This window comes from Desulfoglaeba alkanexedens ALDC, assembly GCF_005377625.1.
GTDB lineage: Bacteria > Desulfobacterota > Syntrophobacteria > Syntrophobacterales > DSM-9756 > Desulfoglaeba > Desulfoglaeba alkanexedens.
Window position 1 is genome coordinate 607,168 of sequence record NZ_CP040098.1, and the last position, 26,428, is coordinate 633,595.

The window sequence follows — 26,428 nt, forward strand, 5'->3', positions numbered from 1 at the left end:
CCAGAGTCAAGAGCGTGAAAGGTGCTTCACTTGAAAGGCGCCGAAGCCATGGAACCTGCCTCGATGGATGACCGGTTCCGGTGGCGGGATGGGTCTTCCAGGGGGGAGTCCGCGCGCCGGTGAAAGCGAGACGAGATTCGTGAAGGCCGTGGCGGCTTCTCCGTCCACGGCCTTTTTGTTTCCTGAGCACAGGAGCGGATAGTGTCGCGAAGAGAAATCCTTTTGGGAAACGAAGCCATCGCACACGGCCTGCTGGAAGCGGGCTGCACGCTGGCCGCTTCCTATCCGGGAACACCGGCTTCGGAAATCATGGGCGCCCTGATCCAGTTGAAGAAGCGATACGGGCTTTCCTGTCATCTGGAATGGTCGATCAACGAAAAGGTGGCTTTTGAGGTGGCGCTCGCCAACAGCTACGCGGGCCGGCGTTCAGCGGTGAGCATGAAGCAGGTGGGGTTGAACGTGGCGGCGGACCCTTTTTTGAGCGCCGTCTACACCGGTGTGAAAGGCGGTTTGCTGGTCATCGCGGCTGACGACCCCGGCCCCCACAGCTCCCAAACCGAACAGGACAGCCGCCTTTTCGCTCATTTCGCAAAGGCGCCGGTCCTGGACCCTTCGTCACCGGAAGAAGCGGGGAACTGGATCGGCGCGGCTTTCGAGCTTTCGGAACGGCACGAAATTCCCGTGGTGCTGCGACCCACCACGCGGATCTGCCATGGAAGGCAGGATTTGGAGACACGTCCTCTTGTGGAGGTCGCTTCCGCGCCGCTTTTTGAAAAGGACCCCGCACGCTGGGCCGCCACGCCCAAGTTTCGCTACCGGCTGCACGAGGAACTGAACCGAAAGATCGCGGCCATTGCCGACGATGAGGCTTTCGCCCCGAAACTCCTGAACCCGGACGCTCTCGAGGGCCGAGAGCGGGCGGGCGGGACCGGCCGGGACTGCCTGGTGGCCTCCGGGGTCGCCCTGGCACACGCAACGGAAATTCTTCAGGATCTCGGACTCTGGAATCGACTGCCGTGCTACCAGGTCCCCATGCCCTATCCGTTGTCGCACCGCTTTCGGGACGAGCTTTTCCGAACCTGCGACCGCGTGCTTGTCCTGGAAGAAACGGAACCGGTGATCGAACTTCAGCTGCAGAACCGGAAGAAGGTTCTGGGAAGAACGAACGGAACGGTTCCCTCGGCGGGGGAACTGCTCCCCGAGACGATCGAAGCGATCCTCCGGGATTTTGCCGGCCTGCCGCAAATCGGGGGAGTGCAAGGGTCGGTAGGGGCTGGGAGACGCCCGACCCTATGCGCCGGTTGTCCGCATCGAGCGGCCTTTTTCGCCATCAAGAAAGCGTTCCCGCGGGGCATCTATCCTGGCGACATCGGCTGCTACACGCTGGGGCTGAATCTGGGGGCCGTGGATACGGTGCTTTGCATGGGAGCGGCGGTCAGCATGGCGGCGGGTTTCTACCACGCCTACCGCAACGCTGGCGGGAAACCTCGGCCCATCGCGGCGACCATCGGGGATTCCACCTTTTTCCATGCCGGCATTCCGGCGCTTGTCAACGCCGTGGTTCAGGACGCCCGGTTCGTCCTCGTGGTGTTGGACAACAGCACCACCGCCATGACGGGCCACCAGCCGACCCCGGCGGCGGGACGCACCCTGGACGGGAAACCGGTTCCAGCCGTTTCCATCGAGGAACTGGCGCGGGCCTGCGGCGTGCGGCACGTGACGGTAGGCGACCCGTACCGCTTCGACCATTTCGTGGAGCTTTTGAAGGACGCAGGGGCGCACACCCAGGGAGACCAGGGCGGCGTCGCCGTGGTCATCGCCAGGCGCCCCTGCCTCATGGACCGCTCTCACCCGCGGGACTGGGAACGACGCTCCGTGATCGTGAACGAAAAATGCGAAGGCTGCGCCTTCTGCATCAAACACTTCGAATGTCCAGCACTGGAACTCCAGGGCGAGGGTCAGCCGATCCGGATCAATGCCAGCCTGTGTTCGGGTTGCGGCGTGTGCGTGCACGTCTGCCCTCACGGGGCTCTCCAACTGGAACCCCGCAAATGACGGTCCGGCGCGCCGACGTCCACTTTTTCCATCGAGGAACAACGGATGAGACAACAGATCGCAGTCAGCGGCCTCGGAGGGCAAGGCGTCCTCTTCGTCACGAGAATTCTGGCGGAAACCGCGCTCCACAAGGGCCTTTCCGTTCTGGTGTCTGAAACCCACGGCATGGCCCAGCGAGGCGGAAACGTCATCAGCCACCTCAAGGTGAGCCCTCGACGGGTTCGTGGCGATTTGGACACCGGGGGGCCGAAAAACGAGGAAGAACGCCCCTTCACCAGCCCGCTCATCCGTTCGGGGAGCGCGGACATCATCCTGGTGCTCCACCCGGACGGGCTCCCCGTACACGGGCACTACCTCTCCCCCAAAGGCAGCCTGCTGCTGAACGTTTCCCCCGCCCGCAAGCCCGGCGAACTGGAGGCCACGGCCATCGCATCGGCCTTGGGGTCCCCCGTATCCGCAAACCTGGTCCTTCTGGGGTTCGGAGCCGGAAGGGGAAGCCTGTTTTGCACTTGGGAAGAAGTGCGTGACACCGTGGAGCAACTGGGCGGTTCGCGCCTGGAGGTCAACCTTCGGGCCCTGGAAGCCGGCCGCCGGGCCGCCCTCGAGCGGCGCGGCACCCCTACGCGAAAAACGGACACTCAATCTCAGTAAGGTGAAGGGTATTCTCAGGCAGCCTCTAAAGCTTTTTCTTGAGCTCCCGTGCGGCGATGATGACCGGGTCCCAGAGCGGCGAGAACGGCGGCGCATAGCTCAAATCCAGGTCTTCCACCTGGTCCACGGTCAGTCCCGCATGGAGGGCCGTGGCCACGATATCGATCCGCTTGGCGGCCCCTTCGCATCCGACGATCTGGCCGCCGAGCAGCCGGCGGCTTCCCTTTTCTCCGATAAGCTTCACGAAGATGGTGCCGGCCCCCGGGTAGTAACCGGCCCGGGTGCGGCTCTCGATCCTTTCGGTGACGTAGTCCCATCCGACCGCTTGGATCTCCTTTTCCATGAGCCCGGTTCGAGCGACTTCCACCGCGCAGATCTTGGTGACCGCGGTCCCCACCACCCCGTTGAAGGTTTCGTTGCCGCCGGCCATGTTCGCCCCCGCCACCCGTCCATGCCGGTTCGCCACGGTGCCCAGCGCCACATAGAAGGGCTTCTGGGTCACCACGTGGAAGGATTCGGCGCAGTCGCCTGCAGCCCAGATGCCGTTCACGGCGGTTTCCATGCGCCGGTCGACGCGCACGGCCCCCCGTTCTCCCAGTGGAATGCCCGCATCCGAAGCCAAGCCGGTGTTGGGCCGCACGCCCATACCGAGGATCACCAGGTCCGCACCCAGGCGTCGCTTGTCGGTGACGACGGCGACTACGGAACCGCCGGCGGTTTCGAACGCCTCCAGCGACTCCTCCAGGTAGAGCCCCGCCCCCTGGTTTCGCAGCGATTGGGAGACCAGAGACCCCATGTCGGGATCCAGGGTTCCCATGACCTGTTCGGCCCTTTCGACCACCGCCGTTTCGATGCCCCGAAGCAGCAGCGCTTCGGCCATTTCCAGCCCGATGTAGCCTCCGCCGACGATGACCGCCCGCTTGGGACGGCGTTCATCGATGAAACGACGCACCCGGATGCCGCTCTGGAGGGTGTGGACGCCGAAAATCCCCTCCGCCCCGGCGCCTGGAACGTTCGGGCAGATGGGGACGGCTCCCGTGGCAATGAGCAGCTGGTCGAAGGGTTCCCACCAAGGGGCGTTGTCCGCATCCACGCGGTGGACTTCGACCCGCCGGGCCTTGGTGTCGATGGCCGTCACTTCATGGAGCACCCGCACATCGATGTTCTGTTTCTCTCTGAACTCCAAGGGCGTACGAACGATCAGCGCCTTTTCGTCGTCGACAATCCTGCCGACGTAGTAGGGAATCCCTCAGGCGGAAAAAGACGTGTGAGGCGTTCGTTCGAAGACGACGATCTCCGTCTCCGGCCGCTCACGTCGAAGCACCGACGCGGCGGTCATCCCCGCCGCGTCACCTCCGATCACGATGACTCGTTCCTTGGATTTCATCGGTCGCTCCCGTTCCACGCATGTGAGGTTAGCGTACCCTGCCATTGCCTTTCGTATTGATTCATTATGCCCTCCAAGGCGGAAGAATTCCACCTCGCCGACGAAACCGTGGCGATTCATACGCTGCAGGCTCGCTCAATCCGCTCGCTTTCGACATCCCGCATATTTCTCCTTGACAGGTTTCCAAACTGGATTTCTAATGCGTTCCTGCATTGTTTTTGGAACGAAGGGCCCATAGCTCAGTTGGTAGAGCCACCGGCTCATAACCGGTCGGTCCCTGGTTCGAGGCCAGGTGGGCCCACCACTTTCAGTTTGGAGGCGTCGATTTGATGAGAGCAAGGCACGGGATGGAAGGGGTCAAACCCGGGTGTCGTTGTCCACGGCCCTGCGGGTGCAAACGGTTCCCCGAAGGCGATAGGTTGTGAAGAGACGAGGGGGGTGTTCCAGATGGAACGCCCCCCTTGCTTTTATGGGGAAGCTGTCATGATCAAGGTGCGAACGGTTATCGATTGGCTGGACGCTTACGCGCCCTTTCAGTTCGCCGCGTCCTGGGACAACAGCGGCCTTCAGGTGGGTGACCCGGAGGCCCCCGTGGATCGACTCCTTGTGGCGCTGGACATCACCCAAGCCACCCTGGAGGAAGCCCACCGGCTGGGCTGCCAGTGCCTGGTCGCCCACCACCCCTTGATTTTTCAGCCCGTCAAGTCCGTTCGAACGGATGCCTACCCCGGAAAGCTCATCCATCGAGCCGTTCGGGACGGCATCCACCTGGTGGCCGCCCACACCAACCTCGACGCGGCGATTGAAGGCACCAACCGCGTCCTGGCCGAAACCTTTGCCCTGTCCATAACCGGACCCATGGAACGGGAGCCGCGATGGGACGGGCACGAACGCTACGGGGGCATGGGCTGCATCGGGTCGCTCGACCAAGCGGAACGTTTTTCGGAATTCGTGGACCGGTTGAGTGCCGTGCTGGCTCCGGCGCGGCTCCGCGCCGTGGGGGACCCGGAGAGGAGAGTGCGGCGGGTCGCCGTTTGCTCGGGAAGCGGCGGCAGTCTTTTGCAGGCGGCCCTCGCAGCGGCCTGCGACGTCTTCGTCACCGGGGACCTCAAGTACCACGAAGCGCGCTACGCCCAGGAAGAAGGGCTGAACCTCGTGGACGTGGGGCATTTCGCATCGGAGCGGCTCATGGTTGCGCCGCTGGCGGACCATCTGGCGTTGAGGGCGCAAAGGGAACGTGCCGCATTGAGTGTCTACAAAGCGGAACGGGAAAGGGATCCCTTCTGGTATCCCGAACCAGACGTCTAGATGATCACGGGAGGATAGGACCTTGCAGGAGCAACTGAAACACCTTGTCGAACTCCAGATCCTGGAAAACAAGAAGGCGGCCCTGCTTCGCAGCCGGAAGGAAGCACCGCAGCGCCTGGCCGCCCTCGACACGGAATTCGCCAGATTCGAAAGCGAATACCTGCTCAAGAAGGCGGATCTGGAACATGCCCAAAAGATGCACCGGTCTGTGGAGCGTGACGTTGCCGAAATGGAAGCAAAAATCGCAAGAAGCAAGCAACGCATGCACGACGTCAAGACCAACCGCGAATACCAGGCACTGCTCAAGGAGATCGAAGACTCCAAGGCGGAGATCGCCGGTCGAGAAGACCAGGCGCTGGAACTGATGGAAAAGATCGAAGCGCTGGTCGGAGAAATCCGGGAGATGGAAAGGGACGTGGAGCGGCGCCGGGCGGAGTTGGAGCAACAGAAGGTGGCGGTTGAGGCTGAGACCGACGCGGTGGACGCCAGGATCACCGAACTGGAGGCTCAACAGGAAGAGATACGGCGCCGGATCGATGCGCCCCTCCTCAAGCGATGGGACTTCCTGGTGAGCCGTCAGCGAGGCATTGCGGTGGCGGCGGTGCAGAACGGTACCTGCCAGATCTGTCACCTGAACCTTCCGCCTCAGCGGTTCATCGAACTGCAGCGGGACGAAAGCATCCTCCACTGCCCGCACTGCCACCGCTTCATCTATTGGCCGGACCACCCGGATTACGCGGTGTTGCAGGAGACAGCCGAAACCTGCTGAAAGGCCGCTGCTTTTTCAGCCCGAGGCAGCCGCCCCGGGGCATTTCGGGAAAAGGGGTTGCCATTTTCTCTTCCCTATACTAAGAAAAGGGCGCCTTTGGGGCCGGCGTTTTCAGGGAGGATTGCCGTACTTTTTCGGTCCCTCTTCCTTCGTAGGAAGAGGGAGATTTGCCTTCAGGAAACGCCGTTTCGGGGCGGGTGAACCCGTCCCCCTGGCCCGTCGGACCGCCGTGAAGCACCACCGGTTCCCGCGAGTTATGCCGCACGAGAGGAGCATCGCGCATGGCGACCTATGGAATGAAGATATTCACCGGCAACAGCAATCCCGAACTGGCTCACCAGATCTGCGATTCCCTGGAAATACCCTTGGGCCGGGCGCTGGTGAGTACCTTCAGCGACGGGGAAATCCGAGTCGAGATCGCCGAAAACGTCCGTGGTGCCGACGTCTTCGTGGTGCAGTCCGGGGCGCATCCGGTGAACGATCACCTCGTGGAATTGCTCGTCATGATCGACGCGCTCAAACGGGCTTCCGCCCGGCGCATCACGGCCGTCATCCCCTACTACTGCTATTCGCGCCAGGACCGGAAGAACAAGCCCAGGGTCCCCATCACGGCCCGCCTGGTGGCCGATCTCATCACCAGCGCCGGCACCCACCGCATCCTCACCATGGACCTCCACGCGGGACAGATCCAGGGGTTTTTCGACATCCCCGTGGACAACCTTTACGCATCCCCGGTTCTTCTTCCGTACATCCGGGAACACTTCGGTCACAATCTGGTGATCGTTTCCCCCGACGCCGGCGGCGTTCCCCGCGCCCGGGCCTACGCGCAGCGTCTGAAGGTGGGCCTGGCCCTCATCGACAAGCGGCGCGTGGATGTAAACGAAGCGGAAGCGCTCAACATCATCGGTGAAGTGGCAGACAAGACCGCCATCATTTTGGACGACATGGCCGACACCGCCGGCACGCTTGTGGGAGCCACCAAGACGCTGCTCGACAAGGGCGCCATGGAGGTGCATGCCTGTGTCACCCACCCGGTGTTGTCCGGGCCGGCGGTCGAACGGATCGAAAACAGCGCACTTAAAAGCCTGGTGGTGACCAACACACTTCCTTTGAGGCCTCAAGCCGCCCTGTGCGACAAGATCAAGGTGGTTTCGACGGCGCGACTTTTCAGCCAGGCCATCAAGAGCATCCACAACGAAGATTCCATCAGCACACTCTTCGAAATCCAGCACTGACGGCTCATTCCGCCACCGGCCGCATGCTGGCTTTCCCCTTCCCGTCGGGGGAAGCCGCCTGAGACCCCAACTGTGGCCCGGGAAGGCGCCATGGTGAGACCCGATTACCTTTTCGACATCGACGATTTCCCACCCCCCGCTTATGCGGTGATCTATGCCTTGCAGTGGGCGGTCATCATCTTCCCGGCGCTCGCCATCACGGCGAGCCTTGCTTCGCGCGCGTTGCACTTTTCGAGTGTTGAAGAAGTGAGGTTCCTTCAGTTCACCCTCATCACCACCGGCGTGTTCACGGCGGTTCAGACGATCTGGGGTCATCGTTACCCGCTCATCGAAGGCCCGGCCACCGCCGTCCTGCTCACGTTCACGCTCCTCGCCCCTTACGGCTACGGCGCCATCTGTGGGGGAACCATGGCGGGAGGCGCTTTCCTGACGGCCCTGGCGGCTTCCCGCCGCCTCGACAAGGCGCTCGCCTTCTTCACCCCCAACGTGGTCGGGGTCATCCTGATGTTGATCGCGTTCACGCTCCTGCCCCATCTGGCCGGTCTGGTCGCCGGAATCGAACCGGGCGGCTCCTCCCGGGGGGCTCCCGAGGTTTTCCTGGTGAGTTTGTTCCTGATGCTTTTCATTACGGCCTTCGCCCACTGGTCCCGGGGGATCTGGAAAACGCTCGCCCTGTTTCTGGGAATGGTCGTGGGAACCGCGGTATTCGCCGTCATGGAACGTGTGGATGCGACTCCGTTTCTGGAATCCGCCTGGATGGCTTTCCCCGTTCCGTGGATCGCGCGCCCGCCCGAGTTTCCGTGGCCGGCCATAGTCGCCTTCGCCTTCACTTATGCGGCCGTGGCCGTGAACAGCCTGGGAAGCATCCAGGGGATCGCCAACATCACCGACGCCCATCGACTGCCGGCCGGCATTCGCAGAGGGCTTGTGGTGAACGGGATTTCCGGTTTCTGCTGCGGCCTGCTGGGGGTGGTGGGAACCGTGAGCTACAGCACCGGCCCGGGCGTGGTTCTGGTGAACCGGGTGGCGAGCCGCTACGTGGTCACCTGTTGCGGCGCTCTCCTTCTGGCCGCGGCTTTCCTTCCCAAGATCGCCTCCTTTTTGGCCCTCGTTCCGGCCGCCGTGGTCGGCGCGGCCCTCACTACCGCCATGGCCGGCCAGGCGGGGGCCGGGTTCGCCATCGTGCTCAAACAGGGCCACTTCACCGGGCGCGACACCTTCGTCGTCGGCCTCCCTCTCATGGTGGGCACCCTGATCGGCTTTCTGCCGCCGGCCTTCTTTGAATCCCTGCCGAGCCTGCTCCGGGCTTTCCTGGGAAACGGCCTGGTGACGGGGATCGTGCTGGTGATCTGCCTCGAACACGCCCTTCTGAAACCCCGAACCGAAGACCAGGCGGAAGAACCATGATCGCAAGCAAACGCGGCAACCGGCTCCGGCTGCCACTTCGGAGGAACAGCCCGTGCCCCGACCTCCGGCTCTCCCGGCGGCGTGTGGACCGGCACTTGAGTGCTCGGGAAAAACAGGAGGAGTCCCTGAACCGTGACCTCAGCGGATAGGAACCCAGCAGAGCACCCCGCCGAAGGCGCCGGCGGCGAGGAACGGGTGGCCCAGGTCCCCGTATGGATTTACGATGCGGACGGCAAGGCGGCGGCTCAGCCCCAGTGGGTCATTGAGGAACACCCGGTGACGCTTTTCGTCAACGGAGAAGAACTGGTAACGCTCCTGTGCGCAGGCCATCACCTGGATGAGCTGGCCGTCGGCTTCTGCCTGGCGGAAGGCTTCATCGATCGCCGGGAGGATCTGCGGGAGGTGCGCTCCGACGCCGGCGAGCGGCGCGTGGACGTGTTCACCGCGCGGGAATCCGCTCTGGCCAAGAAACTCTGGGCCAGGCGTACCGTGACTTCCGGGTGCGGCAAGGGGACCCTCTTTTACAGCGCCATGGACCAACTCTTGAGCGCCCCGGTGGAAAGCCGGATGAGGATCCGCCCTGCGGACGTCCGGGCCCGCATGCAGGACCTCAACCGGCTCAGCCGCACCTACCGGCGCACCCACGGGGTCCACAACTCGGCGCTGGCCACCCCGGAGGCCGTCGTGGTTTTCCGCGACGACATCGGGCGGCACAACGCCGTGGACATGCTGGTGGGGCATGCGTTCCTCGCAGGTCTGCCCCTTGACGACAAGATGCTCATCACCACGGGGCGCCTCACTTCAGAAATCCTCATCAAGGCGGCGAAAGTGGGCATTCCCGTGCTGGTGAGCCGAAACACCGCAACCACGCTCGCCATTGAGTTGGCAAAGGAACTCAACATCACCTTGATCGGTTATGTTCGAGCCGGCCGGTTCACGGTCTACGCGGGAAATCACCGCCTCGGCGCTCCACCGGAATGAAAGGATGGGCGTCAGGAAACATCGGACCCTTTTAGCCGTTGGATCGGCGGGACATCGCCTCGATCTCAATCCCAGGAGTTCGTCCTCAATGCTCAGGAAAGCCAGAACCAGCGACATGCGAATCATTCAGGAGATGCTCAATCACTATGCCTCCCAGGGCAAGCTCCTGCCCCGATCTTTGAGCGAACTCTACACGCACCTTCGCGATACGTTCGTTTGGGTGGACGAGGAAACGGGCCAGATCGTGGGCTGCTGCAGCCTTCACATCGTCTGGGAAGACCTGGCTGAAGTACGTTCGCTGGCCGTTCGGGAAGACCAGCAAAAACGAGGGATCGGGCGACTGCTGGTGGAAGCGTGCCTGCAGGAAGCCGAGCAACTGGAAATCAGCCGAGTGCTCGTCCTCACCTACGAAATCGCTTTCTTTGAACACATGGGCTTTTCGCAGGTGGACAAGAACATCTTTCCCCAGAAGATCTGGGCCGACTGCCTCCGTTGCCCGAAGTTCCCCAAATGCGACGAAACCGCCCTGCTCCTGGAACTCAAACCCCGACGGGATCCCGCGAACTCTTACGCACACTGAAGATCTCGCTTGGGAAAGATCCGTTTTCCAGTGAGCGCCCGCACCTTAGGCATCGCAGTTGCCATCGCCGGGGGGAAGCAGGCGCTCATGCCGGATTTCGTTCAGCCTTCCCCTGGGAGATACCGATTTTTTTCTTGGCAAACGGAGAACATCTTGTTATCAAACGCAAGATTGAGTTTACCCATGCGTCAATCCTGTTCCAGGCGGTGAATCGTGGTGGAAGAGGTGAGAGGCAGGCAACTGAAAGGCATGGTCTTCCTGGGATTCCTCCTGGTGCTGGCCTGGCTCACCTCCTGCTCCACGGAAGTCCCGTATCATGTTCCGCCGTCCTCGTTGCCGCAAGAGGGTGCGGCGCCCCCGCGGCAAACCTGCGTGGTGAAAGAACCGCTGAGGGACCCCGGCGCGCCACGGACGGTCGTTCACGAAGTGGCGCCGATGGAAACGATCTGGCGCCTTTCCAAGATGTACGGCGTCCCAATGGAAGACATCTACCGGGCCAACGGCCTCAAACCCGGAGTTCCCATCCAGATCGGTCAGAAGCTGGTGATCCCCAACGCCCGTACCTTCCGGAACATTGTTCCCCTCTACCCCAGTTCCCGCTGGCGGTACATAGTGATCCACCATACCGCCACAGAGATCGGAAACGCGGCTCTAATCCACACCAATCATCACAGGCGGGGTTTTTGGAACGGCCTCGGGTACCATTTCCTGATCGATAACGGCACCTTGGGCAAAGGGGACGGCCAGATCGAAGTATCGCCGCGGTGGATCAAGCAGCAGGATGGCGCACACTGCCAGGCGGGAGGGATGAACAGCATGAGCATCGGCGTCGCACTGGTGGGAAATTTCAATATCGAACAACCCACGCCCCGGCAGCTTCATTCCCTGGCCGTTCTCATAAAGAGCCTAACCGACTACTACCACATCCCTGCAAGTCGGATCCTCGGTCACGGGGATGTTCCGGGAGCCAGAACGGACTGCCCCGGGAAGCGTTTCCCGTGGGCCAGCCTCCGCCGCTACCTGGCCGCTCTGGAAGATTCCGGAAACTCGACGGCCTCACACCGTCAAAGCGTGGTCGACCTTCACTGAGAGCTTGTCCCAAAAAAGGTATCTTCTCAATTCGGGGTGACTGATTTTTGCAGCAAGGTAATGGATTCCGGCTCCTGGATAGGGGTCCAGGACAGGTTTCGCCGAAATGACGGGGGGCTTGGGTGGTTTCGTCATTTCGGCTTAAGCCGGAATCCAGACGGTTTATCTCCAGTTATTGAGATGTTACGAAGCTGGAGCTTCCGCCCAGTTGTGTTCCCAAGCTGGAGCTTGGGAACAAGGTGGAATGCCCCGCCCCATCGGCCCGGTTTTCCGACAACTCCTTCGCATCGCAGACGATTCCCCATTACCGCCTCTCAGCGGAAGACCCACCACCGATGTCTTCCACATCATCCAAACGGCGAGAGCCCTCACCGTGTCGATCGTTCCATCGGAATACTAACGAAGTCCCCCCTTGGCAGGTCCCCTCGCCGCGTTGTATTGAATCCAGAAGCCTCGGCGGCGTGTTGGAGAAAAGGTTGGAAGGGATCGAATGGCGCAGAATGGGAAATTCGAAGATTCCGAAAGCCGCGGGCGGCTGGCGTACACGGAGGACGATCGAACCTGGGCGTCGCTCTGCCATTTCAGCGCACTGCTCGGAATGGTCTGGTGGATTCCGACGAGCGTCGCCTGGCTGCCTTTCGGGCACCTTTTTTGTCCCCTGGTGGTGTGGCTTTTCAAGCGACGCCGATCGCCGTTCGTCGATCGGGCAGGCCGTGAGGCTTTGAATTTCCAGATCGCCATGACCGCCTACGGGGGCGTCGTCGCAACGGTCCTATCCGGGGTGTACGCTTCGCTCGGTCTGTGGGCGCTGGCGCTCACCGATCTCGCCTTTGTGGTGGCTGCGGGGGTACGGTGGAGTAACGGTAGGGAATACCTCTATCCGCTGGTGCCTTTCAGGTTCCTGTAGGGAGCCTGGGGGGTTATCGAAGCGCTGGAGGATCCAATGGGAGGATGTGTCATGACCGTCGAACGCAGACTCGTCCCCGTGCTTCGTGAAGGCGTGGACGTCATCAAGATGATCTTCTTCCGACAGATGAGGATCCATCTTTCGGCGAAGCATCCCCGCGAGGACGTGATCTTCGTAAACCGGCTCGCGGGGGCGATTTTGAACGACCTTTTCGGGACCCCCAACCTGGAGGAACCCTATGCGTCGTTCGCCAGGGAAAACAGGGACTTGATCGAATCGGAGCTTCGAGCGGTGGGAACCCACTTTGAAAGGATGCGGATCCCGCTCACCGACGCCCTCTGGGTCCAGTTTCTCTGCGATCACCAGGAAGGCGTCGACAGCACGCACATCTTGGAACGTGCCCGCGACCTGGATATCCTGCTCGTCGACCGCGAAGTCCCGCTTCCCGCGAAGTTCATCCACCTCGCCAGGAAGTTGGGGGAAGCTCACGATTTGCTTGCGCGCAGGCGATAGCCTCCCTGCAGGACCTGCGGAACTACATGCAAGGGGGACGTGGGGAAAAGGTCCCCGGGGGACCCAACCACCTCATGCAGGGAGCCCGACCGCAGGATGCAGCGGAGATTGACACCCGGTGGGCGGAACCATTAAACTCCGATCCTGTCGATTATGATCGTTTTGCACCGAATCCTCACAAGGCAAAGGGAAAGCGCCATGGCTCGCACGAAAGACCGAAGCAGACTCAGATGCCGAAAAGGCTTCACGCTCATCGAACTGCTCATCGTCATGATCATCCTGGGACTTCTGGCTGCGCTGGTGGCTCCCAAGATGTTCCAGAAGGTCGGAAGTTCCAAGCAGAAGGCGGCGAAGGCCCAGATTGCGCTTCTGGGAACCGCGCTCGACGCGTATCGCCTGGACATGGGGAAGTATCCGTCAACCGATCAAGGCCTGGACGCGCTGCGCACCAACCCCGGCCACGACAACTGGGACGGGCCCTATCTGCCCAAAGACGTCCCCAAGGATCCGTGGGGAAACGCGTATGTCTACCAGAGCCCGGGGGAGCACGGAGACTATGATCTCTATTCTCTGGGCGCCGACGGTCAGGAAGGCGGCGACGACGAAAACGCGGACGTGGTCAGCTGGGAATGAGAGGCTGTCTTCCGAACAGGCTGAACCGATTCCCGGCGAGCGGGCGGAAACCGACAACCGCCGGCCCGCCCCTTTCAGGCGACTCCGGCCCCCCTTACCTCCGAGACCGACTTTCGTTCCGGCCCGGCGGTGAGGGAAGCCCGGGAGTCTTGTTGAACCCCGCAATCGCTTGTTCGGTGACATAGAGAGGGCATTGAACGCCACACGCCATGGCCTTCAACGCCGACAGTACGTTTCCACGGTTTCTTCCTGCCAGTCTTCCCACAGATAGGCCGCTTCGCGCCCCTGTGCGATCACTCGGAAAGCGTAGCGGACCTGTTCTTCGTAGAACTCGCAGTACGGGCTGGGGGCTTCCAGCGTGCCGGAAACCACCTTGACTTCCGCCGGACACGGGGCACCGCAGTAATGCCGGATCGCGCATCGGCCGCAAGGGACGATGCGTTCCACCCGGCGTTCGACCACGGAGGCAATAGGACGGCTCGCCAGGACAGCGCTCAAGTCGTCCCGGAAAAGGTTCCCCCCACAGAAGGCCGGAAACCCTATGAACTCGCTGCACGGGAAAACATCGCCCCGGGCGGACACGGCGAAAAAGCAGCGGCCGCCTCCGCAGGGGGAAATGTCGCACATGAGGCGCCGCCCCGTGGGGCCCGCCACAGCCGCCAGCACGTTGGCGAAATTCGCCACGACCAGCTTGCGGCCCGTCTTTTCGTACAACTGCCAGGTACGGTCCAGAGCCCGGCAGAAGGCGTCAGCCAGTTCCGCGTTGTCAGGCTTCAGTTTCAGGCCGCCTTCTTGAGTGCATCGAACGGGATTGAACATGACCACCCCGATCTCCCGTTCGTGGTAGAAATCCACCATGGCCGGAAGGACCGAGAGGTTCTCCCGGGTGACCGTGGTGATCACGTTGAAGGGCGGGTAGCCGGCCAGCTTCTCCATGACTCGGACCACGCGGTCGAAGGTGCCCGTTCCCCCCCAGGTCCTGCGCGACCGATCTGCCACTTCCGCAACCGGACCGTCCAGCGAGATCCCGATCCCCACGCCGTGTTCCATGAGGAAATTCATGGCCTCGTCGTCCAGGAGCGTCGCGTTGGTCTGGACTCCGAAGTCGAACCGGTCGCCGTATTTCTCGATCCCGGCGAAAACCGCATCCCGCGCCAGCATGGGCTCACTGCCATGAAAGATGATCTGCGGCTTGAACCCTTCCGGCGCGATGCCCTGGAACCAGACATGCAAACGTTCCAAGGCCCCGCACACCTCGTCGGCGGTCATGGTTTTCCCGCTTCGGCGCATGTCTTCGGGGAGATAGCAGTAGCTGCAGTTCAGGTTGCATCGCTCCGTCGGATTGAAATAAACGGCCGACGGCTTGAGTCCGAAACGCAGGTGATCCATCTCCCGTCGGAATCCTTCCGCCTCCCGTTGGAATTCCGCCACCAAGTCACCACTCAAGGCGGCTTCCAAATCGTGCCGTTCCACCAGAGCCCAAAAGGCCGTGTCCGGCTCCACCACCGCCACGCGATCGGGAAGGCCGATTTCTAGCACGGCGAACTGGGGACCATAGCCCGTGTTGGCATGCCGGGGCGTCTTGTTCAAAGCGTTTTCAGCATTCATGTGGCGGCCTCACTGCACTTTCTTCGCCTTGGGGGTGAGCAGGATGTAATGGGAAAGGCCCGTGTTGTTTCCCAACTGGCGGCAACGACGACGATAGGCGATGATCTTCGAATCCTTCTTCATGACATCCTCCTTTGTGCGGTTGCGGGGTCACAAAAAAACCCGGGTCGAGCGCCCGCCCCCTCATGGGCGGGACCCGATCCGGGTTCCTTTTACCATCGGGTTCCCGTAAAGAACGCTTGCCTGCAGGTCTTCTGGCTCTCGGATCAACTGAAAGGTCGCGGCCTTCCCCCCGGGGTAAACCCCGGAAGTGACCGAGCCGACGCTCTTTGCGACCCTTCATCCCCGATCACAGCGGCGGGACCGCCACGGATTCGCACCGTGTTCCGGGATGCAGGAAGCCTTCCATCGTCAAACCGTTCTCTTCATACGCGAAAACGGACGCACGTGTCAAGGGTGTCAGACCCCGTTTTCGACTTTCCTGCATCCGGAAAGCCTCCGCGTCGTTGCTCCCGATCGGGGAACCCGCTGGCGGCCCGGTGCACACCCCCAAAAAAAAAGCGGGGCCGTCGCCCCGCTTTTTCCGGAAGCGCTTCAGCACCGCCCTTACGCCGCTTCGGCGTTTTCCAGACCGGCATCAGCGCTTGACCGGAATCTTCTTCGGCTTCGCGGATTCCACCTTGGGAATCTCAATCCGGAGTACACCGTCCTTATAGACCGCCTCCACTTCATCGGCCTTCACTTCCACCGGAAGGCGGATGGAACGACTGAAAGACCCGAAACGCCGCTCCAGCCAATGGTAGGACTCATCCTTCTCTTCCCGCTCCTGCTTCTTTTCACCGCTGACAGTGAGGACGTTGCCCACGATCTGTATATCGAGATCCTTCGCGTCAACACCGGGAAGATCGGCCTTCACCACGATCTTGTCCTAGGTTTCGGACAGGTCGAAGGCCGGAACCATCGGGATTTCCTCCCTCCTTACCGAAGGCATCCACTCATCGAAGAAACGATCGAAAAGGCTCCACTCCCTTGGAAAAGCCAACGCACGTTCCCTGCGTTCCCATGGAATCAGTCCGAACATATCCACTACCTCCTATCTCACCGATTTCTCAAGCCTATCTGATAATTCCGTTCCAAAATTAATTAATGGATTCCGGGTCAAGCCCGGAATGACGGAAAAAGGACCGGACGAATCCGGGTTCCTTCAGTGCCCGTCACCCCGGTCCCGGATCAAGTCCGGGATGACGGACCCGGGGTCCATGTCGAGGGGCTGAAGATTTCCGGAAGCAGAACGTGTTTCCGAAAATCTTTGACGACCCGCCGGTCCGTGTCTTCACGGGCGCACCAGCAGAAGTTCCACATCCACCGGCGCCTCAATGAGCCCGTGGGCCATGGGCGCCTTCTTCACCGCCACCAGCATGATCGGGTTCATCGCCGGGGCCGGGATCGTGGTGCGAAACTCCATCATCCTGGTGGGTTTCATAGAGCTGCGCATCGCCGAGGGGATGGCCCTGGACTAGGCGGTCATCGACGCCGGGGCGGTGCGGTTCCGCCCCATGATGGTCACCGCCGCCGCCGTGGTGGTGGTGGGGGTCTCGGTGATCCTCTTCGATTCGATCTTCCAAGGGCTCGCCATCTCGCTGATGGCCGGCGAGGTCGCTTCCCTGGTCTTCTCGCGCATGACGGTGCCGATCCTCTACTACATGGACAAGCGCTGGGAGTTCGCCCACGGGCATCATCTGCATCGTTTGTTTTACGGCTAAAAATATCAGAAATTCCTTTACATCATCGGTTGAGAGAGACTCCGGGGGCTTGCTGTGTGTATAAGCTTGGAATGCTCGCACCCATCCTTGATAGCTCTTCAGAGTTTTGGGCGAATAATGTCGCAAATGGATTTCGTCCGCCAATCGCGCATATTCCGATTTCCAAGAAGCCCCGGATATCGGCTTTTCCCGAATAAACAAAGATTCTACTTTAACCCGCGTGCCCGGTCCTGCACCGATAGCACTCTGCTTCTTGTTGTCCAAAGGAGCGGTTTCCGGAGATACGGCGGTTCGCTGCAACGGTTGCTGGCAAGGAATCTTTCTTTCTTGAAAAAGCGCATAATACAGATTGATCGCCTTTACGGCCTGCTCCTGTTGCGCCTGTGATTGCTGTTTGTCCCGCAATTTTGCGATGAAAGGGTGCAGGCTCTGTAGATGATTGGGCTGAAAATGATATTTATGGCAGAAGTCCAGATAATAGCGGAGCCATTTTTGATACATCCCATGCAAGTTGTCCGGGATGGCCATATTCCGGAGATGTCCTTCGAATTTCAATTGTAATGCGGATGGAATTGCCAGCATCTGGAATCCTCCATTTTCCGGATAATTCTTATTTTGACATGATATACGGAAAGTCTGACATAAACTATTGTCAAACACCTGTCAAGCCTTTTATGAATAATTTGTGGTCAGTTAAAGCTGACTCGTTCGTAAAAAATCGGAATTTTGATCTTTTAGCGTTGTAACCTATTGACTTTATTAGGCCCGAAATTTGAAAAATAGCGTCTTTGGGCTTTTTTACGAAGGCATCAAAGCTGGAAAAGGGGAACTGGCGACCCCCGGCTTCAAGACCTGCATCAAAATGATTGTTACCGCCGGATCACAGGCCCTGGAGTTCACCGGAAACTGTACAATTACTTGTTAGCCGGAAAAATGAACGAGAAATCAATACGCGACAGACTGGTTGAACACGGGCAGACATTGTTCCGTGCGCCAAAGCAGCCGGTTTCTTTCACTAAGGAACCACAGGCCGATGCGTTGCTGAATGACTTAGATAACCATCCGCATGCCTTTGTTTTAGCATGCGTCATGGATCGACAAGTCAAAGCGGAGAGAGCATGGCTGATTCCATATCGCATTTCGGAGAAAATCGGTGGCTTTTCAGTGCAGAAGCTGAGTGAACTATCGCAGCAGGAGGTAAATCGTCTCATGAGAGAACCGGAACCACTCCACCGGTTCGTTGACACAATGGCCCATAACTTCCATTCAGCGGTGCAACGGATCAAGAACGACTATGGGGGCGATGCTGCACTTATTTGGAAAGGAGAGCCTTCCAGCGCGGAGGTTGTATATCGTTTCTTGGAATTCGACGGAGTCGGCCCAAAAATCGGTAGCATGGCCACCAACACTCTCGCACGAGATTTCAAAATTCCCTTTTCGGACTACTACTCAATTGACATCTCAGCGGATGTTCATGTGCGGCGAGTCTTTTCCAGACTTGGTTTATGTGCTGCTGACGTTACTGTGGAACAAGTGATATACAAGGCACGGTCGCTTTACCCAGAATTCCCTGGAATGATGGATTTGCCATGCTGGGAGATAGGGAGAAACTGGTGTAAATCGCGTGGACCGGTATGCCGCGACTGCTATATGAACGATGTATGCCCGACTGCAAGATAGAAATGAGAACGGCTAACAACCGCATTAACTCGGACTGGCAATTCCGCTGCGCTCCATTGCCATCCGGTTATGCGGAGCGTTCCTCCGGACGCGCTTCGCGCGTCCGGAGGAACGCGGCGCTCACTTCGTTCGCAGCCTGGTTCCGAGGCGCGCGAAGCGCGCCTCGGAACCAGGCTGCTTCACCTGACGTGGTGTCCGTCAAGCCTCTGGCTTGCCGTCCACCCCGCAGGTGAGCGCCGCGTTATGTGCAAAAAGGAGGAAGTTATGCTCAAAAAACTCATTCTAGTTTCAATTATTTTTCTTGTCAGTGTGTCCATGTTGTCATGCGATAAGCTATCAGGGCCGAGTCCGAGTGAAATCCTGAACAATTATCTTGATGCCTCGTTGAAAGGAAGATTCGAGGAAGCATATTCATATGTTTCAGCTGAGGATAAAGCTATTAAGGATTTACACAGTTACCTGAAAGAAAATGAGAAAGAAGATAATCCATTTGCTCAAGCCCTAGTCAGTAAAGTGTCATATAAAATTCTGAAATTAGATAAGTCCGAAAAGAAGGCCTCAGCTGATGTCGAGATAACTCTACCGGACCTTGGGTCAATGTTCACTGATGTTATGGGGGCCGCATTCAAATCCGCTTTTGGGGGCGGAGATGAAAAAGAAATGGAAAAAGAATTGGCACAAAAATTTGAAAGTGGCGAAGTTCCTCTGACAACCAAGAAAGAAACATTCCAATTGGTAAAAGAAAAAGATGGATGGAAAGTTTTTTTGGACTGGAAAACTGAAAAGGTTAAAAGAGAAAAGCAAACAAAGATTCAGACTCTCTTGGCTGAAGCTGAGGTACTAAAGGAATCAAAGAAACTTCATGGAGCTGCCCAAAAATATGAAGAGATCTTAGAGCTTGATTCAGAAATCGTTGACGCTAAAGAGGGGCTTCAGGAAACCCAAAAAGAGATAAAGTCATTTGAGGAAAAACAAGCATATATAGAGAATGTAGTGCTATATGACATAAAGGCAAAGTATCATAAAACATATTTAGAAGAAAGAGTCCCAGGTGTTGAATTTAAGCTAAAGAACAAAGGAAACAGGACACTCAATGAAGTAGAAGTTACTGTCTATTTCAAGGATGCTAATGGAACGATAATCGCAGAAGAAGACTACCATCCTGTACTGGTTACCAAATATTCATTTAGTGGAGACAATAAACCACTTAAACCAAACTACATATGGCAAATGGAAGCAGATCATTTTTATAAGGCTGAAACAGTTCCGACTGAGTGGAAAGAGGGGGCCGTTTCTGCAAAAATTACCAACATAGAATTTGCAGAATAGTCTTTACATAACAATGCTCTTGCAGCGGATCGCAAAAAAACCGCGCCCGCTGAAGCGCCGCGTTATTCCCCCGGTCGGAGTGAAGGGTAATTGATTCGCCTATGTTAGATATTTTTGGACAGGACTACAGCCAATACTGGGGCGGAATTTGGCGACAATTCCGACGAAATAAAGGACTATATTATGGAAATTATCATAGGCCTAATCATTTTTTATGTGATTTATCAATTTATTAAAGGGTTTTCCGGAAAAGGCAAGGCTACAGATAAAAATGAGGTAACCCTGCGTGTGGAAGTTTCCGGGCCGGGTGATTATAGCAGTAGCTATAATCGTTCAAGTCGTCCGGGCGGCCCGCCAGCCAAATGGTACGGGCCATCCATGAGCGTAAAGGTAAAAGACTATGATATCCCAGGGGGACTTGTCTATGTCGGCTCAAATTTGCCTGATAATTATGGTTATGAAAATGATGCGTGCCTGATTGATCCCAGCCTTAAAGTGTCTGCCGCTGAACCATGGGAAGCCGGGGACCAGATGGGGTACTGGCCAAAATTTCATAACATTCCAGCCAAAAGCCGCGGCGCATATTTGAAATGGCTTGTCGGTGGACGCTCAGAACCAGAAGCCTATATCGGCTATGTGTTTTTATTTTTTTACGGCCTTGAACGGCGCTTGATTGTCGATGGTGCAAAAGGAAAAGTTTCTTCACAAGAGCGATCTGCAATCGTAAATGAGGTCAGGAGGCTATTGAAAATATACGGCGGCAATCGTTCTTTTAGTGGTTATGCCAACAATTTCCTTGCTATGGAATGGGCGCTATATCAAAGCGATAATCCCGCTCCTTCCTATATTGATTTCGATGACCGATATTGTACCGAACCTTTTCAGTTGGTACTGGCAAAACATGTCGCAGATGGGAAACCCATTCCGGCCGATATGGCGCTTCAATGGTATCGCCTTAATCCAAACATGAGCCTTCGTACGCCTGCTCGCCGCTGTGCGAAAGAATTTAAGTACCTGTTTACTCGTCGGTATCAGACAAAATTTGGTGAAGGGATCATTGTCAAGCCCAACAAAACCCGTCTTAAAATTGATTATCGCGCTGCCAGCCCGTCCATTCGGGGAGATATGAAGCTTAAAGTGCCGGATTTGCCCAATCCTTTCATTTTAACGGGGCCCATAAACAAAATTAACGAGATAATTGACGAATGCACACAGGAACTGGACCCGTATAGCCGTTTTCTCGGCCGCAAAGGAAGCGACCCTAAATCATTGACTGCGCTTTCGTTGATCCCAAAAGAGCTTATAGCCCAGTCATCAGGAGCAAAGACCATTAGGGATCGACTATCTCGAATTTGCCAGGACGGCATTGGCTTTCTTCCACTGGAAACTCTTTACAAAACAATTGGCCAAAAACCCCCAGTAAAGCTTCTGAAGAAAGAACTTGAAAGCCTGGCTTCCTTTATCGACAGCATGGGCTACGGAATCGCACCCGATATTCGTTATCACAACATGAAGCCAACCATAGATGGCAGTGTCACGGTTTTCCCAAAGGGTCATGGCATGGATTTTATGCCTTCGAAAGAATTTCGCACAGTTGCTACTATCTTGAGGTTGGGGGCTATGGTGAGCCAAATAGACAAAGACCTTGCTCCCGAAGAAGAGACAATCCTTCAAAGTCTCATTTCAGACAACCGGGAACTTACATCCATTGAAAAGGATTCACTCACGGCGTTCTTGCACTGGTGTATTCATACGCCGCAAAATGCAGTTGGTCTAAAATCGAGACTTTCTGAAGTAAGCGAGACAGAAAAATCGGCGATCAGCCACATCTTGATTACAGTAGCTCATGCTGATGGTGAAATCAAACCTGAAGAGATTAAACAGCTTGAAAAGCTATATACAACCCTTGGGTTAGACAAAGAACAGGTGACCGGCGATATTCATGCACTTGCCGCAAACAGTGGACCTGTTACAGTTGGGCTTAAAGATGAAGACGCCTCTTACGCTATACCGCAACCGGCAAAGCCACTTGGAACGTCAATGGGTTTTGTCTTAAATGAGGAGCTTATTCGAATCCGCAAAGAAGAAACCAAGCAGGTAAAAAGTGTACTTGAAGATATTTTTGCAGAGCAAGAAGAAAAAGAAGCCGAAGAGCCCCTCGCGGGAGCCACCGTTTCAAGCAATCCATTGTCATTGCTTGATACTGCCCACCAGCGTCTTTTCAATAGCCTGCTTGAAAAGGAAACCTGGGAAAGAGCGGCTTTCCAGGAAACCTGCAAAAGCTTGGGCTTGATGGTTGACGGGGCAATGGAGGTTCTTAATGAATGGGCTTTTGAAAATGCAAACGCACCCCTGATTGATGATGGGGAGCCAATATATGTGGATGTAAGCCTTGCAAAGGAGATTGTTGATGTCCAATAAAAAACCCAAGCTTCGCCCAAGAGAACGTGACGCCATAATCCAATCGCTTCGTGCCGGGGTTACTCCACGAACGGGTTTACAACATATACAGGTCGGGCGCGTGAAAGAGGTTGAAGCGCTGCTTAAGGATATCGAACGAGTAGTAGACGGTGGTTCAGCGTTTCGCCTTATTATTGGAGATTTTGGTTCCGGCAAAAGCTTTTTTTTGCAGTTGATTCGAATTATTGCCCTTGAAAAAGGGCTTGTAACTATTCATGCCGATCTTGCACCCGATAGGCGTATCCACGCCACAGGGGGCCAGGCAAGGAATTTATATGCCGAATTGATGCGCAACCTTTCCACGCGAACCAAACCGGATGGAAATGCGATTACCAGCGTCGTTGAAAAATTCATCACCGAGGCCAGAAAAAGGGCCAAAGCTACGGACCAGAAAGTTAATGCCGTCATTGAATCAAGGCTCAACAGTTTAACGGAACTTGTCGGAGGTTACGATTTTGCCAAGGTAATTTCTGCTTACTGGCAAGGACACAAAGAAGAAGACGAACAACTCAAGGTGGATGCAGTTCGTTGGCTCCGCGGTGAATTTTCGACCAAGACCGATGCCAGACAGGCTTTGGGCGTGAGGTCAATTGTTACCGATTCTAGTATATATGACCATTTGAAACTTGTCAGCTTATTTGTAAGGCAAGCTGGATATGGCGGGCTTTTGGTCATGCTTGATGAAATGGTAAATCTTTACAAGCTTTCCAGTAAAAAAGCCCGAGTATCGAATTACGAGCAGATTTTGCGAATGCTTAATGACTGTCTTCAGGGAAGCGCAGAACATATTGGATTTTTGTTCGGTGGAACACCTGATTTTCTGTACGATCCTCGAAAAGGACTATTTAGCTACGAGGCTCTGCAATCCAGACTTGCGGAAAACACTTTCGCCAAAGCAGCTGGCGTTATCGATTACACGTCTCCAATCCTCCACTTAGCAAGCCTTGCGCCTGAAGAGGTATATGTCCTGCTTGGAAATTTACGCCACGTCTTTGCCTCCGGGGACCCTGAAAAATACCTGGTTCCAGATGAAGCTCTGGCATCGTTTTTGGAACACTGTTCCAAGAAAATCGGTGATGCCTATTTCAGAACTCCGCGAAACACCATCAAGGCCTTTGTCGATATGCTGGCAGTTTTAGAGCAAAGCGAGACCTTAAAATGGCACCAGCTTATCGAGCGGGTGGATATTCAGCAAGAGATAAATACTGATATGCCCGATATTGAGACTGACGTTTCTGAAGATGATGAACTTGCAACATTTAGGTTATAAGTAGGCTTCATGAGCGAATCTATCGGCTTTAATAAACTGCATAAAGGTGTTCAAAAATGGATTTGGAGCCAGAAATGGGCTTCGCTCAGGGACATTCAAGAAGAAGCCATCGAACCTGTTTTAGATGCTGATTGCGATATTGTCATTAGCGCATCCACTGCTGCCGGCAAAACTGAAGCGGCCTTCCTTCCAGCTTGTTCTAAGCTAATAGGGCAATCCCCTGATGGTGTCGGCATTTTATACATAAGCCCGCTTAAGGCCCTTATAAACGATCAATACCGAAGGCTCCAGGGCCTTTGCGAGATTCTGGGTATTTCAGTAACCCCGTGGCACGGTGATGTCCTGCGGTCAGTTAAAATAAAGCAGCGGAAAAACCCAAACGGCATTTTGCTTATAACGCCTGAATCGCTGGAATCACTATTATTAAACCAGGGCAGCTGGTGCTCAAAGGCATTCAAATCACTGTGCTATATTATCGTGGATGAATTTCATGCCTTTTTAGGCACCGAAAGGGGTTGTCAGCTCCAATCCCTTATGCATCGGCTTGAATTTCTGATTCAGCGAACGATCCCTAGAATTGCTTTAAGCGCTACCCTCGGCGATATGAAACAGGTGGCCGATTCCCTGCGACCAAACAAGAGATTGCCCTGCAAAATTATTGAATCGACTGTCTCCCATTCTGATTTAAAGATACAGCTCAGAGGCTATCTGACGCCGGCACAGCAAAACGAAGAAACAGAATCAACAATGGATGAGATCATCGGGGATCTTTACAAGATTTTGAGGGGCAAATCCCATTTGGTTTTTGCCAACAGCAGGGCGCGTACTGAGGAAATAGCAGCAAAGCTGTCCGACCTGTGTGTGCAGAGCTTGGTTCCCAATGAGTTTTTTCCTCACCATGGCAGCCTTTCCAAAGAAATCCGCGAAAGCTTAGAGGCACGGCTTCAAAAGGAAAAGCTGCCGACAACTGCAGTTTGCACAATGACCTTAGAGCTTGGGATTGATATCGGCAGCGTTGATTCTATCGCGCAGGTGACATCTCCCCATTCCGTTGCCAGCCTGAGGCAGCGACTTGGTCGTTCCGGAAGGCGTGGTGAGCCTTCTGTATTAAGGCTTTTCATCCCAGAGGACGAAATAACGGTCAACAGCCATCTTCTTGATCGCTTGCGCGTACACACGGTTCAGTGCATTGCGATGATCAACTTGCTTTTGAAAAAATGGTATGAGCCTGCTTCTTTAAATCAATATCATTTCTCAACATTGGTACAGCAAACGCTTTCTGTGATCGGTCAGTATGGTGGCGTCCGTGCTCAGCAGCTATGGGCCCTGCTATGCGAAACAGGCCCATTTTCAGTCGTTGACCAGAGCTTGTTTGCAATATTTTTGCGTGGATTGGGTGAAAATGATTTAATCACACAAACCGCGGACGGGCAGCTTGTTTTAGGGTATAAAGGGGAAAAGATTGTCGAGCACTATACCTTTTACACGGCTTTTAACACTCCGGAGGAATACAGACTTGAGTATAATGGAAAAGCCATCGGTACGGTTCCAATAGACAAGCCTCTGGTTCGCGAGCAACACATTATATTTGCCGGGAAACGTTGGGAGGTTTTATTCGTTGATGATGAAAACAAACTGATCGGACTAAAAACGGCCAAAGGCGGAAAACCCCCTAAATTTAGCGGTGATGGCCTTATGGTACACGATATTGTACGGCAGGAAATGCGGCGGGTTTATAGCGAGAAAATTACTCCCGTCTATTTAAATGATGCCGCCAAATCGATCCTTAAAGAAGGAATAGACAACTATCATGCATTAAATCTCGATAACAAGCAGATTATCCAGGCAGGCAGCACGGTTCATGCCCTTCCATGGCTTGGGGACCAGACAATCAACACGATAACTGTCCTTCTTCGAATGCACGGATTGTCGGCAGACTGCTTTGGCGGGATTATCGATATAAGAAATACCACCATTAACGATTTTTTTTCGGCAGTTAAACATATCCTAAGCAACACCAAGGTAAGCCCTACAGAGCTTGCAAGCCTTATTCCCAATACAATCATTGAGAAGCATGATCCTGTGATCCCAAAAGAATTGCGAGATATCGGATATGGAGCCAGATCATTTAATGTGGATGCTGCCTACAGTTGGATTAACAGGCTGTGGCATAACCATAGCGTTCACAGGACGCTCGTGACCTCGCGCCTGTGACGCTAACCGTTGGGCACGTAAAAGGAGGTAACATAACATGATTCCAGTTCAAGAAGCAATTACAGGCAAGGAAAACCAAGGACAATTATCGTCTCCATGTCAGGCACTTGTTCAGTTCTACCGCGCTTTCAATCGGGGTGATATGAAAATGATGTCAGAGAACTGGGCACAGTCTGACGAAATTGCAATGGACAACCCACTTGGCGGTATCAAGCGCGGCTGGGCTGAAATTCAGCCAATTTACGAACGCATATTTAACGGCCCCGCCGAAGTGTACGTCGAGTATTTCGACTACACCATCCACGAAACGACGGAAATGTTTTACACCGTAGGAAGGGAGCGAGGATATTTCCGCTTGGGTGGCGAGGAAATAACTCTTGCTATTCGCACGAGCCGAATTTTCCAGAAAATCGATGGTCACTGGAAACAAGTCCACCATCATGGCTCAATCGAAGACCCGCAGTTATTGGGTAGGTATCAATCGGCTGTTTTGGGTAAGAGATCGTAAATGCCTAACAAGTCCATCAACTCGGGCAGCCAAAAGCGCCGCTTCGCCCTACTTTTGGCTGCCGGTTATGTCCAACGTTGG

At 56.0% G+C, this 26,428-nt stretch carries 22 protein-coding genes, 1 tRNA gene, 2 pseudogenes and 1 riboswitch; of the genes and pseudogenes, 21 read left to right on the forward strand and 4 right to left on the reverse strand.

The features are described 5' to 3' along the window. Positions 1–201 precede the first annotated feature (201 nt). Positions 202–2,055 carry a thiamine pyrophosphate-dependent enzyme gene (locus tag FDQ92_RS03005; protein ID WP_137423216.1) on the forward strand — a complete coding sequence of 618 codons (1,854 nt, stop codon included), beginning with the start codon at positions 202–204 and terminating at the stop codon, positions 2,053–2,055. A gap of 45 nt (positions 2,056–2,100) precedes the next feature. Continuing rightward, positions 2,101–2,706: a 2-oxoacid:acceptor oxidoreductase family protein gene (locus FDQ92_RS03010; RefSeq protein ID WP_137423217.1), complete on the forward strand. Its 606-nt coding sequence runs from the start codon at positions 2,101–2,103 to the stop codon at positions 2,704–2,706. A gap of 25 nt (positions 2,707–2,731) precedes the next feature. On the opposite strand, the gene FDQ92_RS03015 is transcribed toward FDQ92_RS03010, so the two are convergent. Then, on the reverse strand, positions 2,732–4,093 hold the full coding sequence (locus FDQ92_RS03015; protein ID WP_137423218.1) for an FAD-dependent oxidoreductase: 1,362 nt from the start codon (positions 4,091–4,093) through the stop codon (positions 2,732–2,734). Positions 4,094–4,321: 228 nt separating this feature from the next. Here FDQ92_RS03015 and FDQ92_RS03020 point away from each other — a divergent pair. From FDQ92_RS03020 to gspG, 12 genes are all read left to right on the forward strand, one after another. Beyond that, positions 4,322–4,397, forward strand: a tRNA-Ile gene (locus FDQ92_RS03020). Between the two features lie 179 nt (positions 4,398–4,576). Then, positions 4,577–5,401 (forward strand): Nif3-like dinuclear metal center hexameric protein, encoded by an 825-nt coding sequence (locus tag FDQ92_RS03025; RefSeq protein ID WP_170180154.1) that lies wholly within the window; start codon positions 4,577–4,579, stop codon positions 5,399–5,401. Positions 5,402–5,423: 22 nt separating this feature from the next. After that, positions 5,424–6,170 carry a zinc ribbon domain-containing protein gene (locus tag FDQ92_RS03030; RefSeq protein WP_137423220.1) on the forward strand — a complete coding sequence of 249 codons (747 nt, stop codon included), beginning with the start codon at positions 5,424–5,426 and terminating at the stop codon, positions 6,168–6,170. 281 nt (positions 6,171–6,451) lie between these two features. Then, the gene (locus FDQ92_RS03035; protein ID WP_137423221.1) at positions 6,452–7,405 is read left to right on the forward strand and encodes a ribose-phosphate diphosphokinase; all 954 of its coding nucleotides are present in this window, start codon (positions 6,452–6,454) and stop codon (positions 7,403–7,405) included. Positions 7,406–7,495: 90 nt separating this feature from the next. Next, positions 7,496–8,812 (forward strand): uracil-xanthine permease family protein, encoded by a 1,317-nt coding sequence (locus tag FDQ92_RS03040; RefSeq protein ID WP_137423222.1) that lies wholly within the window; start codon positions 7,496–7,498, stop codon positions 8,810–8,812. Next, positions 8,809–8,961 carry a hypothetical protein gene (locus FDQ92_RS15130; RefSeq protein ID WP_170180155.1) on the forward strand — a complete coding sequence of 51 codons (153 nt, stop codon included), beginning with the start codon at positions 8,809–8,811 and terminating at the stop codon, positions 8,959–8,961. The genes FDQ92_RS03040 and FDQ92_RS15130 overlap by 4 nt, the downstream gene beginning before the upstream one ends. Next, on the forward strand, positions 8,945–9,793 hold the full coding sequence (gene fdhD, locus FDQ92_RS03045; RefSeq protein ID WP_137423223.1) for a formate dehydrogenase accessory sulfurtransferase FdhD: 849 nt from the start codon (positions 8,945–8,947) through the stop codon (positions 9,791–9,793). Before FDQ92_RS15130 ends, fdhD begins: the two co-directional genes overlap by 17 nt. An 88-nt stretch (positions 9,794–9,881) precedes the next feature. After that, positions 9,882–10,373: an N-acetyltransferase gene (locus tag FDQ92_RS03050; RefSeq protein ID WP_137423224.1), complete on the forward strand. Its 492-nt coding sequence runs from the start codon at positions 9,882–9,884 to the stop codon at positions 10,371–10,373. Positions 10,374–10,586: 213 nt separating this feature from the next. Beyond that, a complete protein-coding gene (locus FDQ92_RS03055; RefSeq protein WP_137423225.1) occupies positions 10,587–11,462 on the forward strand; it encodes an N-acetylmuramoyl-L-alanine amidase in 876 nt (291 codons plus the stop codon). 490 nt (positions 11,463–11,952) lie between these two features. After that, the gene (locus FDQ92_RS15610) at positions 11,953–12,369 is read left to right on the forward strand and encodes a DUF4870 domain-containing protein (RefSeq protein WP_137423226.1); all 417 of its coding nucleotides are present in this window, start codon (positions 11,953–11,955) and stop codon (positions 12,367–12,369) included. A gap of 51 nt (positions 12,370–12,420) precedes the next feature. Next, positions 12,421–12,882 carry a hypothetical protein gene (locus FDQ92_RS03070; RefSeq protein ID WP_137423227.1) on the forward strand — a complete coding sequence of 154 codons (462 nt, stop codon included), beginning with the start codon at positions 12,421–12,423 and terminating at the stop codon, positions 12,880–12,882. Between the two features lie 198 nt (positions 12,883–13,080). Further along, entirely contained in the window at positions 13,081–13,515 is a 435-nt protein-coding gene (gene gspG / locus FDQ92_RS03075) for a type II secretion system major pseudopilin GspG (RefSeq protein WP_137423228.1), read from the forward strand. 216 nt (positions 13,516–13,731) lie between these two features. Here the strand turns inward: gspG and cbpB are convergent, their stop codons facing one another. Beyond that, entirely contained in the window at positions 13,732–15,123 is a 1,392-nt protein-coding gene (cbpB, locus tag FDQ92_RS03080) for a peptide-modifying radical SAM enzyme CbpB (protein ID WP_137423229.1), read from the reverse strand. A 249-nt stretch (positions 15,124–15,372) separates the two neighbouring features. After that, a riboswitch (cobalamin riboswitch) is annotated at positions 15,373–15,511 on the reverse strand. A gap of 249 nt (positions 15,512–15,760) precedes the next feature. Then, the gene (locus tag FDQ92_RS15615; RefSeq protein ID WP_246041815.1) at positions 15,761–16,042 is read right to left on the reverse strand and encodes an Hsp20/alpha crystallin family protein; all 282 of its coding nucleotides are present in this window, start codon (positions 16,040–16,042) and stop codon (positions 15,761–15,763) included. A gap of 472 nt (positions 16,043–16,514) precedes the next feature. Between FDQ92_RS15615 and FDQ92_RS16070 the strand changes: the two are divergent. Next, positions 16,515–16,886, forward strand: a pseudogene (locus tag FDQ92_RS16070) (efflux RND transporter permease subunit); the annotation flags it as partial. Here FDQ92_RS16070 and FDQ92_RS16075 read toward each other — a convergent pair. Further along, positions 16,878–17,468: pseudogene (locus FDQ92_RS16075) on the reverse strand (phage integrase N-terminal SAM-like domain-containing protein); the annotation flags it as partial. The pseudogenes FDQ92_RS16070 and FDQ92_RS16075 sit on opposite strands and share 9 nt — an antisense overlap. A gap of 351 nt (positions 17,469–17,819) precedes the next feature. Here FDQ92_RS16075 and FDQ92_RS03100 point away from each other — a divergent pair. The 6 genes from FDQ92_RS03100 (at position 17,820) to FDQ92_RS03125 (ending at position 26,347) form a co-directional block, all read left to right on the forward strand. Beyond that, positions 17,820–18,566: an endonuclease III domain-containing protein gene (locus FDQ92_RS03100; RefSeq protein WP_137423230.1), complete on the forward strand. Its 747-nt coding sequence runs from the start codon at positions 17,820–17,822 to the stop codon at positions 18,564–18,566. A gap of 264 nt (positions 18,567–18,830) precedes the next feature. Further along, positions 18,831–19,895 (forward strand): hypothetical protein, encoded by a 1,065-nt coding sequence (locus tag FDQ92_RS03105; protein WP_137423231.1) that lies wholly within the window; start codon positions 18,831–18,833, stop codon positions 19,893–19,895. A 183-nt stretch (positions 19,896–20,078) separates the two neighbouring features. Then, complete coding sequence (locus FDQ92_RS03110; RefSeq protein ID WP_137423232.1) at positions 20,079–22,316, forward strand: tellurite resistance TerB family protein; 2,238 nt, start codon at positions 20,079–20,081, stop codon at positions 22,314–22,316. Beyond that, positions 22,306–23,625: an ATP-binding protein gene (locus tag FDQ92_RS03115; protein ID WP_137423233.1), complete on the forward strand. Its 1,320-nt coding sequence runs from the start codon at positions 22,306–22,308 to the stop codon at positions 23,623–23,625. The genes FDQ92_RS03110 and FDQ92_RS03115 overlap by 11 nt, the downstream gene beginning before the upstream one ends. Positions 23,626–23,634: 9 nt before the next feature. Beyond that, positions 23,635–25,839: a DEAD/DEAH box helicase gene (locus tag FDQ92_RS03120; protein ID WP_137423234.1), complete on the forward strand. Its 2,205-nt coding sequence runs from the start codon at positions 23,635–23,637 to the stop codon at positions 25,837–25,839. A 37-nt stretch (positions 25,840–25,876) separates the two neighbouring features. Beyond that, the gene (locus FDQ92_RS03125; protein WP_137423235.1) at positions 25,877–26,347 is read left to right on the forward strand and encodes a YybH family protein; all 471 of its coding nucleotides are present in this window, start codon (positions 25,877–25,879) and stop codon (positions 26,345–26,347) included. Positions 26,348–26,428 lie beyond the last annotated feature (81 nt).

Bases quoted from the DNA above. Each gene is read 5' to 3' on its own strand.
- FDQ92_RS03010 (WP_137423217.1), top strand. From the start codon at position 2,101: ATGAGACAACAGATCGCAGTCAGCGGCCTCGGAGGGCAAGGCGTCCTC.
- FDQ92_RS03025 (WP_170180154.1), top strand. From the start codon at position 4,577: ATGATCAAGGTGCGAACGGTTATCGATTGGCTGGACGCTTACGCGCCC.
- FDQ92_RS03035 (WP_137423221.1), top strand. From the start codon at position 6,452: ATGGCGACCTATGGAATGAAGATATTCACCGGCAACAGCAATCCCGAA.
- FDQ92_RS03040 (WP_137423222.1), top strand. From the start codon at position 7,496: ATGGTGAGACCCGATTACCTTTTCGACATCGACGATTTCCCACCCCCC.
- FDQ92_RS15130 (WP_170180155.1), top strand. From the start codon at position 8,809: ATGATCGCAAGCAAACGCGGCAACCGGCTCCGGCTGCCACTTCGGAGG.
- FDQ92_RS03050 (WP_137423224.1), top strand. From the start codon at position 9,882: ATGCTCAGGAAAGCCAGAACCAGCGACATGCGAATCATTCAGGAGATG.
- FDQ92_RS15610 (WP_137423226.1), top strand. From the start codon at position 11,953: ATGGCGCAGAATGGGAAATTCGAAGATTCCGAAAGCCGCGGGCGGCTG.
- FDQ92_RS03070 (WP_137423227.1), top strand. From the start codon at position 12,421: ATGACCGTCGAACGCAGACTCGTCCCCGTGCTTCGTGAAGGCGTGGAC.
- gspG (WP_137423228.1), top strand. From the start codon at position 13,081: ATGGCTCGCACGAAAGACCGAAGCAGACTCAGATGCCGAAAAGGCTTC.
- cbpB (WP_137423229.1), bottom strand. From the start codon at position 15,123: ATGAATGCTGAAAACGCTTTGAACAAGACGCCCCGGCATGCCAACACG.
- FDQ92_RS03100 (WP_137423230.1), top strand. From the start codon at position 17,820: ATGAACGAGAAATCAATACGCGACAGACTGGTTGAACACGGGCAGACA.
- FDQ92_RS03105 (WP_137423231.1), top strand. From the start codon at position 18,831: ATGCTCAAAAAACTCATTCTAGTTTCAATTATTTTTCTTGTCAGTGTG.
- FDQ92_RS03110 (WP_137423232.1), top strand. From the start codon at position 20,079: ATGGAAATTATCATAGGCCTAATCATTTTTTATGTGATTTATCAATTT.
- FDQ92_RS03115 (WP_137423233.1), top strand. From the start codon at position 22,306: ATGTCCAATAAAAAACCCAAGCTTCGCCCAAGAGAACGTGACGCCATA.
- FDQ92_RS03120 (WP_137423234.1), top strand. From the start codon at position 23,635: ATGAGCGAATCTATCGGCTTTAATAAACTGCATAAAGGTGTTCAAAAA.
- FDQ92_RS03125 (WP_137423235.1), top strand. From the start codon at position 25,877: ATGATTCCAGTTCAAGAAGCAATTACAGGCAAGGAAAACCAAGGACAA.